Annotated in this window: 18 protein-coding genes; 1 reads left to right on the top strand and 17 read right to left on the bottom strand. The window is 35.0% G+C overall.

Annotation, left to right across the window (positions count from 1 at the left end; all coding sequences use genetic code 11):
- Window positions 1–7 precede the first annotated feature (7 nt).
- From QSV08_RS01060 to recR, 13 genes are all read right to left on the bottom strand, one after another.
- Window positions 8–1,687, bottom strand: coding sequence for an amidase family protein (locus tag QSV08_RS01060; RefSeq protein ID WP_324025779.1), 1,680 nt, complete (start codon window positions 1,685–1,687; stop codon window positions 8–10).
- A 4-nt stretch (window positions 1,688–1,691) separates the two neighbouring features.
- On the bottom strand, window positions 1,692–2,516 hold the full coding sequence (locus tag QSV08_RS01055) for a DUF2911 domain-containing protein (protein WP_324025778.1): 825 nt from the start codon (window positions 2,514–2,516) through the stop codon (window positions 1,692–1,694).
- A gap of 59 nt (window positions 2,517–2,575) precedes the next feature.
- Window positions 2,576–3,532 (bottom strand): signal recognition particle-docking protein FtsY, encoded by a 957-nt coding sequence (ftsY, locus tag QSV08_RS01050; protein WP_324025776.1) that lies wholly within the window; start codon window positions 3,530–3,532, stop codon window positions 2,576–2,578.
- Window positions 3,533–3,619: 87 nt separating this feature from the next.
- Window positions 3,620–3,772, bottom strand: a complete 153-nt coding sequence (locus tag QSV08_RS01045; protein WP_073245811.1) for a DUF4295 domain-containing protein — start codon at window positions 3,770–3,772, stop codon at window positions 3,620–3,622.
- Window positions 3,773–3,809: 37 nt separating this feature from the next.
- Window positions 3,810–3,992 carry a 50S ribosomal protein L33 gene (gene rpmG / locus QSV08_RS01040; RefSeq protein WP_027067805.1) on the bottom strand — a complete coding sequence of 61 codons (183 nt, stop codon included), beginning with the start codon at window positions 3,990–3,992 and terminating at the stop codon, window positions 3,810–3,812.
- Window positions 3,993–4,013: 21 nt separating this feature from the next.
- Window positions 4,014–4,253, bottom strand: coding sequence for a 50S ribosomal protein L28 (rpmB, locus tag QSV08_RS01035; protein ID WP_027067806.1), 240 nt, complete (start codon window positions 4,251–4,253; stop codon window positions 4,014–4,016).
- 69 nt (window positions 4,254–4,322) lie between these two features.
- Window positions 4,323–5,573, bottom strand: coding sequence for a competence/damage-inducible protein A (locus QSV08_RS01030; protein ID WP_324025773.1), 1,251 nt, complete (start codon window positions 5,571–5,573; stop codon window positions 4,323–4,325).
- Window positions 5,573–5,911 carry an Hpt domain-containing protein gene (locus QSV08_RS01025; RefSeq protein WP_324025771.1) on the bottom strand — a complete coding sequence of 113 codons (339 nt, stop codon included), beginning with the start codon at window positions 5,909–5,911 and terminating at the stop codon, window positions 5,573–5,575. Before QSV08_RS01025 ends, QSV08_RS01030 begins: the two co-directional genes overlap by 1 nt.
- Window positions 5,911–6,522, bottom strand: coding sequence for a fumarylacetoacetate hydrolase family protein (locus QSV08_RS01020; protein ID WP_324025769.1), 612 nt, complete (start codon window positions 6,520–6,522; stop codon window positions 5,911–5,913). Before QSV08_RS01020 ends, QSV08_RS01025 begins: the two co-directional genes overlap by 1 nt.
- A gap of 6 nt (window positions 6,523–6,528) precedes the next feature.
- Window positions 6,529–7,443, bottom strand: coding sequence for a carboxypeptidase-like regulatory domain-containing protein (locus QSV08_RS01015; RefSeq protein ID WP_324025767.1), 915 nt, complete (start codon window positions 7,441–7,443; stop codon window positions 6,529–6,531).
- A 2-nt stretch (window positions 7,444–7,445) separates the two neighbouring features.
- Complete coding sequence (locus tag QSV08_RS01010; RefSeq protein ID WP_299800851.1) at window positions 7,446–8,222, bottom strand: 3'-5' exonuclease; 777 nt, start codon at window positions 8,220–8,222, stop codon at window positions 7,446–7,448.
- A gap of 237 nt (window positions 8,223–8,459) precedes the next feature.
- Window positions 8,460–9,884, bottom strand: coding sequence for a dihydrolipoamide acetyltransferase family protein (locus QSV08_RS01005; RefSeq protein WP_324025765.1), 1,425 nt, complete (start codon window positions 9,882–9,884; stop codon window positions 8,460–8,462).
- Between the two features lie 90 nt (window positions 9,885–9,974).
- Window positions 9,975–10,595 (bottom strand): recombination mediator RecR, encoded by a 621-nt coding sequence (gene recR, locus QSV08_RS01000; protein WP_299324693.1) that lies wholly within the window; start codon window positions 10,593–10,595, stop codon window positions 9,975–9,977.
- 208 nt (window positions 10,596–10,803) lie between these two features.
- Here recR and QSV08_RS00995 point away from each other — a divergent pair, with 208 nt between their 5' ends.
- Entirely contained in the window at window positions 10,804–12,291 is a 1,488-nt protein-coding gene (locus QSV08_RS00995) for a sodium:solute symporter (RefSeq protein ID WP_324025764.1), read from the top strand.
- Here the strand turns inward: QSV08_RS00995 and QSV08_RS00990 are convergent.
- The 4 genes from QSV08_RS00990 to QSV08_RS00975 form a co-directional block, all read right to left on the bottom strand.
- Window positions 12,288–12,647, bottom strand: a complete 360-nt coding sequence (locus tag QSV08_RS00990; RefSeq protein WP_324025763.1) for a CoA-binding protein — start codon at window positions 12,645–12,647, stop codon at window positions 12,288–12,290. The two genes, QSV08_RS00995 and QSV08_RS00990, sit on opposite strands and share 4 nt — an antisense overlap.
- 393 nt (window positions 12,648–13,040) lie before the next feature.
- Entirely contained in the window at window positions 13,041–14,051 is a 1,011-nt protein-coding gene (locus tag QSV08_RS00985; protein ID WP_324025762.1) for a 3-oxoacyl-ACP synthase III family protein, read from the bottom strand.
- A gap of 115 nt (window positions 14,052–14,166) precedes the next feature.
- The gene (locus tag QSV08_RS00980; RefSeq protein ID WP_324025761.1) at window positions 14,167–15,480 is read right to left on the bottom strand and encodes an ABC1 kinase family protein; all 1,314 of its coding nucleotides are present in this window, start codon (window positions 15,478–15,480) and stop codon (window positions 14,167–14,169) included.
- A gap of 15 nt (window positions 15,481–15,495) precedes the next feature.
- Window positions 15,496–16,149, bottom strand: a complete 654-nt coding sequence (locus QSV08_RS00975; RefSeq protein WP_324025760.1) for a TetR family transcriptional regulator C-terminal domain-containing protein — start codon at window positions 16,147–16,149, stop codon at window positions 15,496–15,498.
- Between the last annotated feature and the right edge of the window lie 128 nt (window positions 16,150–16,277).

Raw genomic sequence — 16,277 nt, 5'->3', positions numbered from 1 at the left:
ATCAAATTTAGTTTTGATAGTCTTTAGGCATCACTCGATTATGAAAATTGTCTTCATATGATTTTCCCATATTCAATAAATGTGCTTCTGAAAACTGTTTTCCTATAAAGGTTAAACTTATCGGCTCACCAGATACTTTATACCCCATAGGTATTGTCAGAGCAGGGTATTTGGCAACCGCAGCATAACCAGCATGGTAATTATTAATAGATAAAACAGCGTCTAGTTTGTACTTATCCATCGCTGTATCGAAGAAAGTTCGTCCATTTTTTTCAAGATTAGATTTTATTTCTTCTAGCTCGGTAGTTGTGGTAGTATCTGATAATATACCTTCAAATAATGCTTGCCCGTAGGGAATTCTAACCAATGAATCTGCATTATTAAATATCACCGCATCTGCAATTGAAGTAATTTTCACCAACTCAGGATTGGTTTTTTCTTTTAAATAAGACTTTAAGTCATTTCGCATATCAATATTGAGGATACTCAAAAAACCGTTCATAGCTACCTCTGGTGGTGTAAACTCAATTATTGTAGCACCAGCTTCTTTTAAATCTTCAATGGTCTGTTTGTAAATACTATCGCTCTCCATCAGCTCTTTAATAGCACCCAATCTCATTTCTGAAAAAGGTATTGGATGTAAGCCTACAGATAAAACTCCCATAAAATTATCTTCTACAGATGCAGGATCTGACTCATCATAACCAAACATAGCAGACAGCAAATTAGCATTATCCCTCACATTTTTAGTCATGGGACCCGGAGTATCTAAGGTACTTGAAATGGGTACGATGCCCGACCTACTTAATAAACCTATCGTCGGTTTTAAACCTACCACAGAATTCTGACTACTAGGTGATAAAATAGAACCAGAAGTTTCTGTACCTACTGCAGCAACAGCATAATTTGCCGCAACCGCCGTACCACTACCAGAACTGGAGCCGCCTGTTTCAAAGACTTTTCGCCCATACGGGTTTAGAGTTTGACCACCGTAAGCACTATACCCTACCGGGCAACCTGAACATAAAAAATATGCCCATTCACTTAAATTGACCTTACCTAAAATTAAGGCTCCGTTCTTTTTCAATTGCTGAACGATAAACGAATCGTCAACTTCATTATCCATCAGCGCAATTGAACCTGCAGTAGTTTTCATACCCAAGGCATTAATATTGTCTTTCAACAAAATAGGCATACCATAAATTGGATGTTGTGTTTGAGCCGCTATTCCCTTTTCATTTTCCCTATCTAATTCTCGTGCTTGCGCAACCACGTCTTTATTAAGGGCTATTATGGTATTTAAAGTTGTCTCATTATTCAACTCATACTTATAAATGCGATATAAATAAAACAATACCAAATTTTCATACGTCAGCCTACCTTCTTTGATATGATTTCGAATAACAAAAATATCTTGCTCCAAAATCATAGGAAGCAACTTCTGATACTCCCCTTCGGTCAGCTTAGAAACTTCTTCGTATAGGGGTCGAAACACTTCATTTTTATCTAAAACCTTAGATTGTATCAACTTGTACTGCATGCGACCAATTTCATGATCGCCATTTGCAGCTACTTCAATTGAATCGTTATACGGTGTCCAAAGAATTACTTCCTCTTTCTTAGCTTCTTGCTCGTTTTTACAAGCACTCAACAAAATGATAATTAATAATAAAAAATGCTTTTTCATACTTTTATTTATTTGTTGATTGAAGAGTTTTCCACCTGCGGATATCATTTTTATTCAAGCGAATAAATTCATCCTTACCTTCCTTCTCTGCTAAAATAATAGAAATGTTAGATGCTTTTATTGCAGCTTCATATTTTTCTAAATCTGCCAAAATCAAAGAACGTACTCTATGAAAGTAATAGGTATCTCCACCCATGCTAATGGCCCTATCGACATAACCGAGGGCTTCTATAGGTTTTAATCTTTGCTCTTGATAATAACGTGCTATTTCGTAATAGGTTTGTGCAGTTGGAGTATTTAATAATTGAGTATTAATCTGCTCTTGAAAAATAGATTTCGTATCAAATTGAATGGGGATTGAAACTTCTGTAGTTCCCCAATTCCAATTCATAATAGCTCCGTTGTGATCAATATGATCAAACGAAATTAGAAAAGTCTCTTGAAAATCTTGTTTTTGAATTGGTTTAACATAAATACGTAATGCATCTTCTTCTGCATTATACGCTTGTCGACCATCACCCCAATGCGTAATATTTTTATGAAAAACTATTTGCCACTCTTTTGCTTCAGGAAAAGCATACAAAGCATAAGTGCCTTTAACGAGCTTTTGACCATCAATAACAACATCTGTGCTAAAAGTAATTTTGGTAGATTCATTAGCCCCTACCCGCCAAATACGACCATAAGGTACTAAACTAGATTCCCCACTTGATTGATTGCCAAACAAAACTCGACCTTTAGCAGATGGTCTTGAATATTCTATGGTAATTTTTGAGAGTCCGACTTCTTGCTCTATCTTAGAAAACGGACTAGCTTTTGGGTGGTTCATTTGCCCCCAACTCAGATTACATAATAAAAGAGGAAGTATGAACCAGGTGTATCTCAATTTTAAATTTTAAAGAATGAATCTACGAACTCATGCTTATTAAATGCTTGTAAATCTTCAATACCCTCACCTATACCAATATACTTTACAGGTATTTTAAATTGATCAGATATACCTATAACCACTCCACCTTTTGCAGTACCATCTAATTTGGTGATTGCCAAAGCTGTAACTTCTGTAGCTTTCGTAAATTGTTTTGCTTGCTCAAATGCATTTTGCCCAGTAGAACCATCTAGCACCAACAATACTTCATGCGGAGTATCGGCAACTACTTTTTGCATTACACGTTTTACCTTAGTCAACTCATTCATTAAGTTCACCTTGTTGTGCAATCTACCTGCTGTGTCAATGATTACAACGTCGGCATCTTGGGTAACGGCAGAACTCAAGGTATCAAAAGCAACAGAAGCAGGATCACTACCCATTTGCTGCTTTACTATAGGCACATCTACACGATCAGCCCATACCTGTAATTGATCTATCGCCGCAGCCCTAAAAGTATCGGCTGCACCAAGAACTACTTTTAAACCTTGATTTTTAAAACGATAAGCCAACTTACCAATAGTTGTTGTCTTACCAACACCATTTACGCCAACGACCATAATTACATATGGCTTTTTATCTTTTGGTATTTGAATATCGCCAGTTTCGCTATCGTTGGTCTCTGAAAGTAAACCTGCAATTTCAGCTCTTAAAATCGTATTAAGCTCATCGGTACCCACATACTTATCGCGAGCAACTCTTGCCTCTATTCTTTGTATAATCTTTAAGGTAGTATCTACGCCAACATCTGAAGAAACCAATACTTCTTCAAGATTATCTAAAACGTCATCGTCTACCTTAGACTTACCAGCAACCGCTTTACCTAACTTCGAAAAGAAGCTGGTTTTAGTTTTTTCTAAACCTTTATCTAAGGTTTCTTTTTTCTGAGAAGAAAATATTTTTTTAAATAAGCTCATTGTTCATCCTATGGTTAGTCAAATATAAAAAAATAAAAAGCCCCTTTCGTATGAAAGGGGCTCAATAACTACTAAAAGTTATATTTCTTATTTCTTGGCAATCCAAGCATCAACCATTTCTGGTGCCATTACTTGCTCTACAAAAACGTAAGCACCTGATTTTGGTGACTTAACCATTTTTATAGCTTTTGTCAATCTTTTAGAACTTGTCTGTAAACTTGCTACGGTCTTCTTAGCCATGTCTTATGTTTTTAGTGATTCTCTTAAAAAAAAGAATCTATTTAATTTCTTTATGAAGGGTCATTCTCTTAAGAATAGGATTGAATTTTTTAATTTCCAATCTCTCAGGAGTGTTCTTCTTATTTTTTGTCGTGATATATCTTGAAGTACCTGGTTGACCAGATTCTTTATGCTCTGTGCATTCTAATATAACTTGTATTCTATTGCCTTTCTTTGCCATCTTAATGCTCTATTTTCCAGATTACTTAATAACGAATCCTTTTGCTTTTGCTTCTTTCAAAACAGCAGATATTCCTTTTTTATTGATACTCTTTAAAGCTCTTGTAGAAACTTTAATAGTAATCCAACGGTCTTCTTCAGGAATGTAGAAACGCTTTTTAGATAGATTTACATCAAATCTTCTTCTCGTTTTATTAATTGAAAACGAAACATTGTTTCCAAACATCGCCTTCTTCCCCGTAATTTCACATACTTTTGACATCGTGCTGACTTTTTCTTTTAAACAGGGTGCAAATTTATATCTTTTTTATCGTTCCAACAACAATAAAGATCACATTTTTAAAATTTCTTTTTGAAGAAGCTCAAAAGCCTTATTTACAGACTTTTCCACAACCCTCTCGCGAGTGCTTCCCATTTTAAATTCTTGTACAAATTTCGACTTCGGTCCATCGATCGCGATAAATACCGTTCCAACCTCTGCATTTGAATCTCCTTTTGTTGGTCCTGCATTACCTGTTGTGGCTATTGCAAAATCGGTTTTCATCAATTCTTTTGCTCCTTTTGCCATTGCAGTTGCAACTTCTGCGCTAACCACAGAATATTTATCAACCAATTCTTTAGGCACCTTTAGTACATTTATTTTAGCCTCGGTAGCATAACTGACCACAGCTCCTTTAAAATAATTAGATGCGCCAGGAATTGACGTAATTTTCTCTGCTATTTTACCTCCCGTAAAACTCTCTGCCGTCGACAATGTCAACTTTTTACCTGTCAACAATTTAGCTACAATCTCTTCTAAGGTTTCATCATCTTCGAAGCCAAATACTACATCGTTGATCAACGGATATAATTTATCACATTCCGCATCCATTGCAGCTGCCAATTCATCATAATCAGCCGCTTTACCAGACAATCGCAACCTCACCTTACCCAAATTAGGTAAATAGGCCAATTTAATGTTAGAAGGCAGATTATCTTCCCAAGCTTCAATACGCTCGGCAAGTGCACTTTCTCCCACACCATAGGTAACTATTGTTCTATGTATAATATGAGGCCTTTTATAATAAGCCGCCAATGCAGGAATCACAGATTCTGTCATTAGGTGCTTCATTTCAAAAGGCACGCCAGGCATTGAGATGAATGTTACTTCATTCTCCCTAATTAACATACCAGGGGCAGTACCATTGGCATTATGCAAGACTTCCGCCCTACTCGGTACCAAAGCTTGCATTCTATTAATATCTGATATCGGAGTATTGCTTATATATTTCGCAAACAATTCTTCTACATGTGCCAATACTTCGGCATTCTCTACAAGCTCATCATTAAAGAACTCACATAAGGTATGTTTGGTAATATCATCTTTGGTAGGACCTAGACCGCCAGTAAGAATCACTACATCTACGCGTTCAGAAGCATCTTTAAATGCTTTCAGTAAATGTGTTCGTTCATCTTGTATAGAGGTAATCTGATAAACTGAAATACCTATTTTATTCAGTTCTTTACCTATAAATGCGGAGTTGGTATCAATGATTTGACCGATGAGAATTTCATCGCCAATAGTAATAATTTCAGCAAGCATTATAACTGGAAATCAATTTTTAATTCTGCCACAACCTGATTAATATCGGTCTTGAGTATCGGAAATCTCTTTTCAATTTCTGCCATATTAGCTTCTTGCTTACCCAGAGTTTCTAATTCTAAGGCTATGGCACGAGTTTGTTCCATTCCGAGCAAATCTACGTTTGGCTTTATTTTATGCGCAAGTTTATATACTTGATCATGGTTTTTTTCTTGAAGGGCCTTTTCTAAAGCTTCTAAATCTTCAGGTACTTCTTCCAAAAAAACAGCTATCACAGAATTTATAAAATCCTGATCCCCCTCTGCCATCTCGTTAATCTTATCCAGGTTATAAATCATCACTTAATTTTTAAGGTAAAAAGCTCTTTGTCTTCCAAACTACCCGTAAGATAGTCATTTGGACTTATTTTCCCAACACCGGCAGGTGTTCCAGTAAAAATAATGTCTCCTTTTTTCAACATAAAGAACGTTGAAACATAAGCAATTATTTCATCTATCTTCCAAAGCATAAAACTAGTATTGCCTTCTTGAACGATCTCGTCGTTCTTTAACAACTTAAAATTAAGGTTATTAATGTCTTTAAAATCAGTTTTTGGAAGCCACTCTCCTATCACGGCAGCACCATCAAATCCTTTAGCTTTTTCCCAAGGAAGCCCCTTTTCTTTTAATTTTGACTGTAAATCTCTTGCCGTAAAATCTATACCTAAACCTATTTCATCATAATAGGTAGGTGCAAATTCTTTACTAATATGCTTACCAACTTTTTTGATTTTTACCAAAACCTCCACTTCATAATGCACATCATTTGAAAACTCTGGAATATAAAAATCTTGCTGTTTTGGCAATACTGACGAATCTGGCTTTATAAAAACTACAGGCTCTTCTGGTCTTTCGTTCTTAAGCTCATCGATATGTGCAGTATAATTTCTGCCGATACATATAATCTTCATATTACCTTATTTTTTCTTTGATAACTTAAGACTGATTGCTGGTATTAAATTTTCATTATTACCTGGCGCCTTTATAGCAAAATCTGTCCATTCGCCCATACCATAAACCATCGTCTTAAAATTTTGATTCTTTTGATATACAGCGGCGAAGGTAGGTGCGAACCGGTCTTCTACAACGTTCTTATTTGTAATGGCATGCTTAAAAGTGTTTGTATACCAATTATAAGGTAAGAAAATCCACTCTAACCCTATATAAACACCCTCATCTGGCATTCTAATGCCCATACTAGAAAGATCTATAGATACGTAATCTTCGTTTTTAGAACTCTCTAAAACGATACTCTTACGCATTAAATCATGATTAGGTTTTTTGGTTTTCTTATCTACATCATATATTCGAAGTCTGAATTTTGACGAAGCTCTTTTGAACTTGCTATTCTGCTGCACATGAATAGTTATTTTCTCTATATATTTTTTAGCAGCCCCTATATTAGGAAAATACAATGCCAGTACCCAAGGGGTCTCAGCAGAAGAAAATCCGCTTTTAATACTATACGAACTCACAGGATTAAGCACCTGAGAATCTCCTAAACTTTGAAAAACCACGACTTCTTCAAGCTCGAAGGTTTCTTCTTTCATGTATATTTTCTTCTTTTCAGAAATAACCCTGGCAGACATTATAGTGTCTTTAAAGCCTAATGCTGAAATATGCACATCGCGCTCTAAATATGATTCAGGTACATCTATATAGAAATATCCTTCTTCATCACTTGACGTACCTTTTAAAGTTTTTAGAAAACTTATGTTGGCATATGGTACTGCAGTTTTTGTTTTATCATCATATACATGACCTTCGACTAGAACTTCTTGGGCATGACCTACACCCATTAGCAAAAGAAATACTACTAAAAAAATGCGCATTTTTAACCTAATTTATTATTGAGTTTGCTCAGTTTTATTTGAGTAAGAATCTTTTTAGTGTACAATGGAAAATCAGCGTTTAGCATCCAACCAAAATACCCTGGTTCTTTTTCTAAAACAGCATGTACTTTTTTGCCCTTATGCTTACCAAAAGAGAAAACTTCTTCCCCTTCCTCATCCATAGCTATAAAGCCAGCAAAATCTACAGATTGCTTTCTTCTAGAGAATTCAGATAGTTTTTTGATATTATTTTCAAGATCAGGATACCTATCTAATTGAGACAGCAAAACTTCGTAAGTTGCATTGGTATCTGCCGCCGCACTATGTGCATCTAAAAGATCTTTATCGCAATAGAATTTATATGCAGCTTCTAACGTACGTTTTTCCATCTTATGAAAAATGGTCTGTACATCTACAGATACCGTATTTTTCATATCAAAATCTATATCTGAGCGTAATAATTCTTCTGCTAACAAGGGAATATCAAATCGGTCAGAATTGAATCCGCCCAAATCACTATCCTTTATAATCTTATAAATTTCTTTTGAAAGTTCTTTGAAAGTCGGTTCATTGGCAACCTTTTCATTAGTAATACCATGAACGGCAATTACCTCTTCTGGTATCACCATTTCAGGATTAACCAACCATGTTTTACTCTCTTTATTACCGTTAGGGTAAACTTTTAATATCGCTATTTCTACAATACGATCTTTTGCTACATTGATCCCAGTTGTCTCTAAATCAAAGAAACAAATAGGTCTGGTAAGCTTTAATTCCATAAGTGTTCAACTTTTTACAAAGATACCCTTTCGTTTTTTAGACACATAAAATTACCCTTGATAATTTTTTACCGTGAAATACAAAAACTAAAAGACCTTCATAAACCTTAACACAACTAGCATACCAATTCAGCATTAACACACCTTCTAAACTTCTAGAAAACAATATAATGCATAAAAAAAGTCCAACAATACAGAGCGTATTATTGGACTTTTAAATATTTGAATTTTAAAAATCTAAACTTCTCTGTTAACGTCCCAACCTTCTAGATAGTCTGCAACGGCTTTCGCAAACATACTACCTAACGCACCATTTACAACCCTATGGTCATAACTGTGAGATAAGTACATTTTACTACGAATAGCGATCACATCACCTTCTGATGTTTCAATTACCGAAGGAATCTTTCTAATTGCACCAAGTGCCAAAATACCTACTTGTGGCTGATTGATTATTGGGGTTCCAAATACACTACCAAAGGTACCTACATTGGTTACCGTATATGTACCACCTTGTACCTCGTCTGGTTTTAAGGCATTGTTTCTAGAACGATTTGCCAAGTCATTTACAACCTTAGCTATACCCGTAAGGTTCAACTGGTCTGCATTCTTTATAACTGGAACTATTAGATTACCATCTGGCAAAGCTGCAGCCATACCTATATTAATATTCTTCTTTTTTATAACCGTATCGCCTTCTAAAGAAATATTCATCATCGGATATTTCTTTAGCGCCTTTGCAACCGCCTCCATAAAAATTGGTGTGAATGTAAATTTCTCACCTTCACTTTTAAAGAATGCATCTTTTATCTTATTACGCCAAGTAACAATATTGGTGACATCGACTTCTATAAAACTTTGAACGTGCGCAGATGTCGAAATACTATCGTTCATATGCTTGGCAATCAACTTGCCCATTCTCGTCATTGGTATTACCTCATCGCCACGAGAAACCTGCATTTTAGGTTTTTCAGGTGCCGGTGTATTTGCTTTAGAAACTGGCGGTGCAGAATTTACAGCTACCGAAGGTTCTGGTGTAGCCACTTTTACTGGAGCTGCAACTGGTTGTGGCGCTTCTACCTTGTCTTGAACTACTACTCTTTCTGGAGCGGCAACTTGCTGAGCAGGCTTACTAGCTCCGGTTTTAACGTAACTTAAAATATCATCTTTAGTTACTCTACCATCTTTTCCTGTACCTGATATGGTTTCAAGCACATCAAAAGAAATACCTTCTTCTTTTGCTATATTTTTAACTAATGGAGAATAGAAACGATCAGAGCTTCCATTTAAATGAACGGTTGAAGTTTCTGCTCTTGCATGTGTTACAGCTGATTCTGCTACAGCAACCATTTCTTCAAGTACCGGTTCTGGTTCCTCAACTACTTTAGATGTATTTGAAACATCACTTACATCTACATCAGCACCAACCTGAATAATTGCTACTGTTTGCCCTACTCTGACAATATCATCTACATCAAAGCATTTTTCAATTAAAACGCCATCAACCTCACTCGGCACTTCACTATCAACCTTATCTGTAGCAATTTCAAAAATGGCTTCGTCCATTTCAATCGTATCACCTACCTCTTTTAACCATGACGTTAATGTTGCTTCTGCAACACTCTCTCCCATACGTGGTAGTTTCAATTCAAATTTTGACATATCGATAATTTAAAGCTTGTTTTGTTTATATTTTTTGCAAAAATAATAAAATAAATACCTTTTTATTGACATTTACATGAAATTCAAGAACTAATCTTGTCTCAAAGAGCCTTCAAACGGTACTCTATTCAAAATACTTCTTCCTAAAGTAACCTCATCTGCATATTCCAATTCATCACCAACGGCAATTCCTCTGGCTATTGTAGAGGTTTTTACATCCAAACCTTCTATCTGTCTGAAGATATAAAAATTGGTCGTATCCCCTTCCATGGTAGAACTCAACGCAAAAATCAACTCCTTTATTACGCCTTTTCTCACTTTATCTACTAAGGTTCCTATTTTCAAATTCTGCGGACCAATACCTTCCATCGGCGATATTTTACCACCAAGAACATGGTACTTGCCTCTAAATTGACCCGTATTTTCAATAGCCATAACATCTCTAATATCTTCAACAACGCAAACCAATGCACTATCTCTCTTGGGGTTGGCACATATTTCGCACATTGTAGTATCTGAAATATTATGGCAATTTTCACAAAACTGTATTTTACCTCTTAAATCTACCAGAGACGTAGAAAGATTTTCTGTACGTTGTTCTGGCTGCTTTAATAAATGTAATACCAAACGTAATGCAGTTCGCTTACCAATACCTGGTAATTGCGAAACTTCATACACTGCGTTTTCTAATAATTTTGACGAAAAATCCATAGGCTAATATGGGTATAAATTTACGATTAAACTTGAAATGCTAATCGTATAGTTTTCATAAAATTTAACTAAACATTATATGCTGACGAATTGAATTAAATTTTATTTCATCGAATTACACCTTTATACTATTATTTTAAACTTTTGCATCTCATCTCTTTGCCAAACGTCATTTAACTTTTTGTAATTTGCCGCAAAATTTTAATCCATGAACGCCTCCCATATTTTACTATTGATTTCGGGTTACTTTGTTTTACTACTGATTATCTCTTATTTCACCGGTAAAAACGATTCTAACGAAGACTTCTTTAAGGCTGGTAAGCAGTCGCCTTGGTATTTGGTTGCATTTGGTATGGTGGGCGCCTCTTTATCTGGAGTAACCTTCATTTCTGTACCCGGCTGGGTAAAGGCTTCTGAATTCAGCTATATGCAGGTTGTTTTTGGGTACTTTCTAGGGTATATGGTTACTGCATTTGTACTTCTTCCTATTTATTACAAACAAAATGTCACCTCTATTTATCAGTATTTAGATGATCGATTTGGCTTTGTAAGTTATAAAGTGGGCGCTATTTCATTTTTTATCTCAAGAGTTCTTGGTGCTGCATTTCGTTTATTTCTAGTAGCTATTGTTCTGCAACAATTTGTGTTCGATGCTTGGAACGTTCCTTTTGAAATCACCGTTATTCTGTCCATTTTACTTATTTGGATTTATACTTTTAAAGGCGGAATAAAAACAATTGTTTGGACCGACACCTTGCAAACCCTATTCATGCTAGTATCTGTCGGACTATCTATTTATTTTATATTGGAAAAGATGGACTGGACTTTCATGGAGTTTCTAAACTCACCTGAATTAGGTCAGTACAGCAAAACCTTTTTTACTGACGATCTTTCTTCTAAAAACCATTTGGTAAAATCTTTTTTAGGCGGAATGTTCATTACTATTTGCATGACGGGACTTGATCAAGATATGATGCAAAAAAACCTGACATGTAGAAATTTAGGTGAAGCACAAAAAAATATGGTCAGCTTCAGTATTGTACTAGTGGTAGTTACTTTCGTTTTCATGCTTCTTGGTGCTTTGCTATTTATTTATGCAGACGCACATAATATAGCACTACCACTTATGGACGGATCACCGAAGTCTGACCTATTGTTTCCAGAGATAGCATTAAACAGCGGCTTAGGTATAACAGTTGCGGTTACTTTTATGCTCGGTTTAATCGCCGCCGCTTACAGTAGCGCAGACAGTGCACTTACATCATTAACAACATCATTTTGTATAGATTTTCTTAATACCGAGAAGAAATCTGAACATGTAGCAAAAAAGACCCGTAGAATTACACACATTGGTATGAGCGTTCTGTTAATTCTAGTGGTTATCTCTTTTAAATATATATTGGATAAAAATGTAATTGACGGATTATTAAGCGTAGCATCATATACCTACGGACCGTTGCTAGGATTATTCTCTTTCGGAATCTTTACAAAACATCAAGTAAAAGACAAATATGTATGGATTGTTGCGCTAGTTTGTGTGTCGATAATTCTCATTTTAGCGAAGTTGCCTAGTGACTATTTTGGTGGTTATATCTTCGGATATGAACTTTTACCGTTGAATGGTCTGCTAACCTTTGTAGGATTATGGCTCATTCGTAAAAAAAATACCAATGCAGATATTAACGGTATTACTTAATATTGGCCCGTACTTAAAAGCACTAAAGTACAAGCAACATCAACCTCTATTCCACTATTTTCCAATAGTTTATAGAATTCAGGGTTTTCCGTTCCAGGATTAAAAATTACCCTTTTTGGAGCCAAAGAAATTATGCTATCATAATATTCTTCTTGTCTTTTTGGATTTATATATAGGGTAATTGTATGAATATCACTAATTTTGTCTAAATTATTGCTGATATTGACTTTTGAAACCTCACCTTCTCTTAATCCATAAGCTAAGGTTTCAACCCCCGAATCAACCAGTCTATGTATCGCTAAATTGCTATATCGATTTGGTTTTAAGGAGGCTCCGAATACTAGGGTCTTTTTCATGATAATAAAATGTTAAAAATTATATAAACTGTAACTAATTGGACAATATTTCGTCTATTAGTAAAGTTAGATACTCTGCGAGTATAAAAATATTGTTGGTAACGCTATATGTTTATAGTTAATGGTTAGTGTTTAGTATAGCCTATCAGCATTTGAAGCCCGGCTTCCAATTCATTTTGGAATGTTCGGGTTTCTTCTTTTTAAAGCTTTTCTAAACTTACTATATACTCTAAATTATATTGAAAATGAGATAATTACCTATATCCAGTAACAATAGAACCTTAATTGCGTCTATTACTTTATATAGGGATATTTAATAAAGAAGATTGGTTGGTTTTTTCTTATTGAGCAAAACTATATAGCACCCATAGCCAAAACTATGGGTGCTTTATTTTACCATCTAATGATGACACTGCCCCAGGTAAAACCACTACCAAATGCAGCTAAAACTACTAAGTCTCCACTTTTCACTTTACCTTCTTCCCATGCCTCTGTAAGCGCTATCGGAATAGATGCAGCTGTAGTGTTACCATATTTCATAATATTATTAAAAACCTGGTCATCACTTAATTGAAATTTCTTTTGAATAAATTGAGATATTCTCAAATTAGCTTGATGCGGCACCAATAAATCAATATCGGTGGCATTCAATTTATTTTTCTCTAATCCTTCTACAATAACCTCACTGAAACGAACAACTGCATTTTTAAATACAAATTGACCGTTCATATGCGGATAGTAAGATTCGTCGTTAGGATCGTTATCTTCAATGATATCGGTTACCCATCTATTACCCATACCAGGTGCAATCAAAGAAAGTTCTTCTGCATGCTGACCTTCTGAATGTAAATGAGTCGATAATATACCTTTAGTGTTATCTTCTTCTCTGGTCAAAACTGCCGCACCGGCACCATCACCAAAAATTACAGAAACTCCCCTACCTCGTGTGGTCATGTCTAAACCATGAGAGTGAAGTTCTGAACCTATAACAAGTACATTTTTGTACATACCTGTTTTAATATACTGATCTGCAATAGAGATAGCATACACAAAACCAGAACATTGGTTACGTACATCTAACGCACCAACGGTTTTAATACCTAAATCTCTTTGAACCAATACTCCAGGACCAGGGAAATAATAATCGGGACTCAAAGTAGCAAAAACGATAAAATCAATATCGTCTTTATCAATACCGGCTCTTTCAATTGCAATTTTTGCAGCTTTTACACCCATAGTTGTGGTGGTGTCGCCATCACCCTTAACTACATGTCTTCTTTCTTTTATACCGGTACGCTCTTGGATCCAGGCATCATTCGTTTCCATCAACTTTGACAAATCATCGTTTGTCACTACGTTATCAGGCACATAATGACCTAAGCCAATTATTTTTGAATTATACATAGTAATATTTTAATCCTGATAAAGCTCAGGTAGAATTAGTGTTGCAATATAAACAACTATTAAGAATTCTATTTGAAAATATAACAATCATCTATTATTAAGAATGAGTGTAAAATTAGTTACTCAAATATTTCTTGTAATCGTTTACTTTAATATTTGCCTTTAAATCATGAAGAAGATTGTAAAGACCAAAGAAGGTACGGTTCATATACAAAAAGTGCTTTGAACCTCTATTACCGTTCATTTTTCTTATTTGCTTATCAGAAGAAAATTGTTCTCCTAATGCCGCAATTTCACTCCAAAATACCTCATCGCCAAAATCAAAATCTTCATTATGAAATGGTGATGTAAATAAACTTAGTAATTGATGAAATATCGATTTGAAAAATAATATTTCTTCTGGTGTATCTGTAGTCATCAATATTTCAAGCTCGTATAACTTTTCGGTAAACTTCTCATCATTTGAAATCACCTCTGGTCTTGCCAATTCAAAATACGGTACATAAAAGGAATCTGGCACTTCTTTAATACAGCCAAAATCAATAGCAATAAGCTCTTCATTATCATTTACCAAGAAATTGCCTGGGTGTGGATCAGCATGTACTTTTCGTAGACCGTGAATTTGAAACATGTAGAAATCCCACAAGGCTTGACCTAATTTATCGCCAGTAGCTTGAGAGAAACCTGCTTTTGTAAACTCACTTAAGTGTTTACCTGTCATCCAATCCATCGTAATAATACGGGCACTTGATAATTCAGTGTAATACTTTGGAAAATTGATATTTGTTATTACCGAACATGCTTCGGTAATCTCTTTACTTTGTGCTACTTCTAGAATATAATCTGTCTCTTCAACCAGCTTATTTTCAACTTCCTTAAAATATTTATCTGAATCTTTACCTTTAAGATTGAACATACGAATAGCAATAGGCTTCACAATCGCCAAATCGCTACTTATACTTTGCGCTACACCTGGGTACTGAATTTTTACCGCTAAGCTTTTACCATCTTTAGTAGCTTTATGTACCTGCCCAATACTAGCCGCGTTTATAGAATCTTTATCAAAAGTGTCAAAAACCTCTTCTGGGTATTTGTCTAAATACTTTTTAAATGTTTTTCGAACCAGTGGCGCAGATAATGGGGGAACTGAAAATTGAGATAATGAAAACTTCTCTACATACGCATTTGGCAGTAGATTTTTTTCCATACTTAACATCTGGGCAACTTTAAGCGCACTACCCTTTAAAGATTTTAAGCCGTCATATATATCTGCGGCATTATCTTCGTTCAATTCGTCTTTAGTCGTGTCTGGATTGATAATTTTCTTGCCCAAATACTTGGCATAGTTACCACCAATCTTAGCTCCGGTTTTCACCAGCTTGCTTGCTCGCTCTATTTTTCCGGTAGGTATTTTATCAAGTGTTTTCAAATCGTAGGGGTTAGATTAGGCAAAGGTTTCTTTGTACAGAAATTTCCCGAAGTCTAGAATATTCTCTAGTGGTGTGTTATCGAACACATCGAAAATAGTGTTCACAGATTTTTCAATAGCTACATCTGTTTTTTCGAAAGCCGCTGAATCATCTGATTTCCAAAAATTCATTAAAAACATAGTTTGTAACCATGCCCCTTCTGAAAACAATTGCGGATTGTGTTTCGTAATTTTTGAACTCTTATCTGCATTACCATCTGCAATCAAGCCTTTAGAAAACTCCTTAATGTTTTTTCTAAGTCCTTTTAACTGCTCCAAATTTTTAAACGGACCAGAAGCACTATCCATAATAAATAAGATATAGCTTCTATTCAATGTTAACACTTCGAAGAAGGTATAGAAAAACGTAAGCATCTTATCTCTATTCGTAAATTCTTGATACTCTTTGTTTTTCTCTATTACACTAACCGTGTTCATATAAAAAGTATCCCAAATGCCTTTCTTAATGGCATCTATAGAACCAAAATGAAGATAAAAATCTGATTCTTCAATAGCGTTTACTTTACAAAACTTATAAACTGTTTTAGGCACTTGCTCGTTTTCTAAAACGTAGTCCATAAACATTGTTACAATCGTCTCTTTTGTTACTTTTTTAGCTTTTGTGGCCATATCGAATTATTTTTATATAAGGTACGATGCAGATTTTATAGTTAGCCGTTTTCATAAAACATTAGCTTTTATTTAGCAAAAACGTGCTATTTTTTAATAGCACGTTTTCAAAACAACCTAACCAATAA

The sequence above is a fragment of the Maribacter sp. BPC-D8 genome (assembly GCF_035207705.1).
In the GTDB taxonomy this organism is placed as follows: domain Bacteria; phylum Bacteroidota; class Bacteroidia; order Flavobacteriales; family Flavobacteriaceae; genus Maribacter.
Note: the sequence above shows the minus strand (reverse complement) of the source record. Positions and strands in the feature narration are given on the sequence as shown.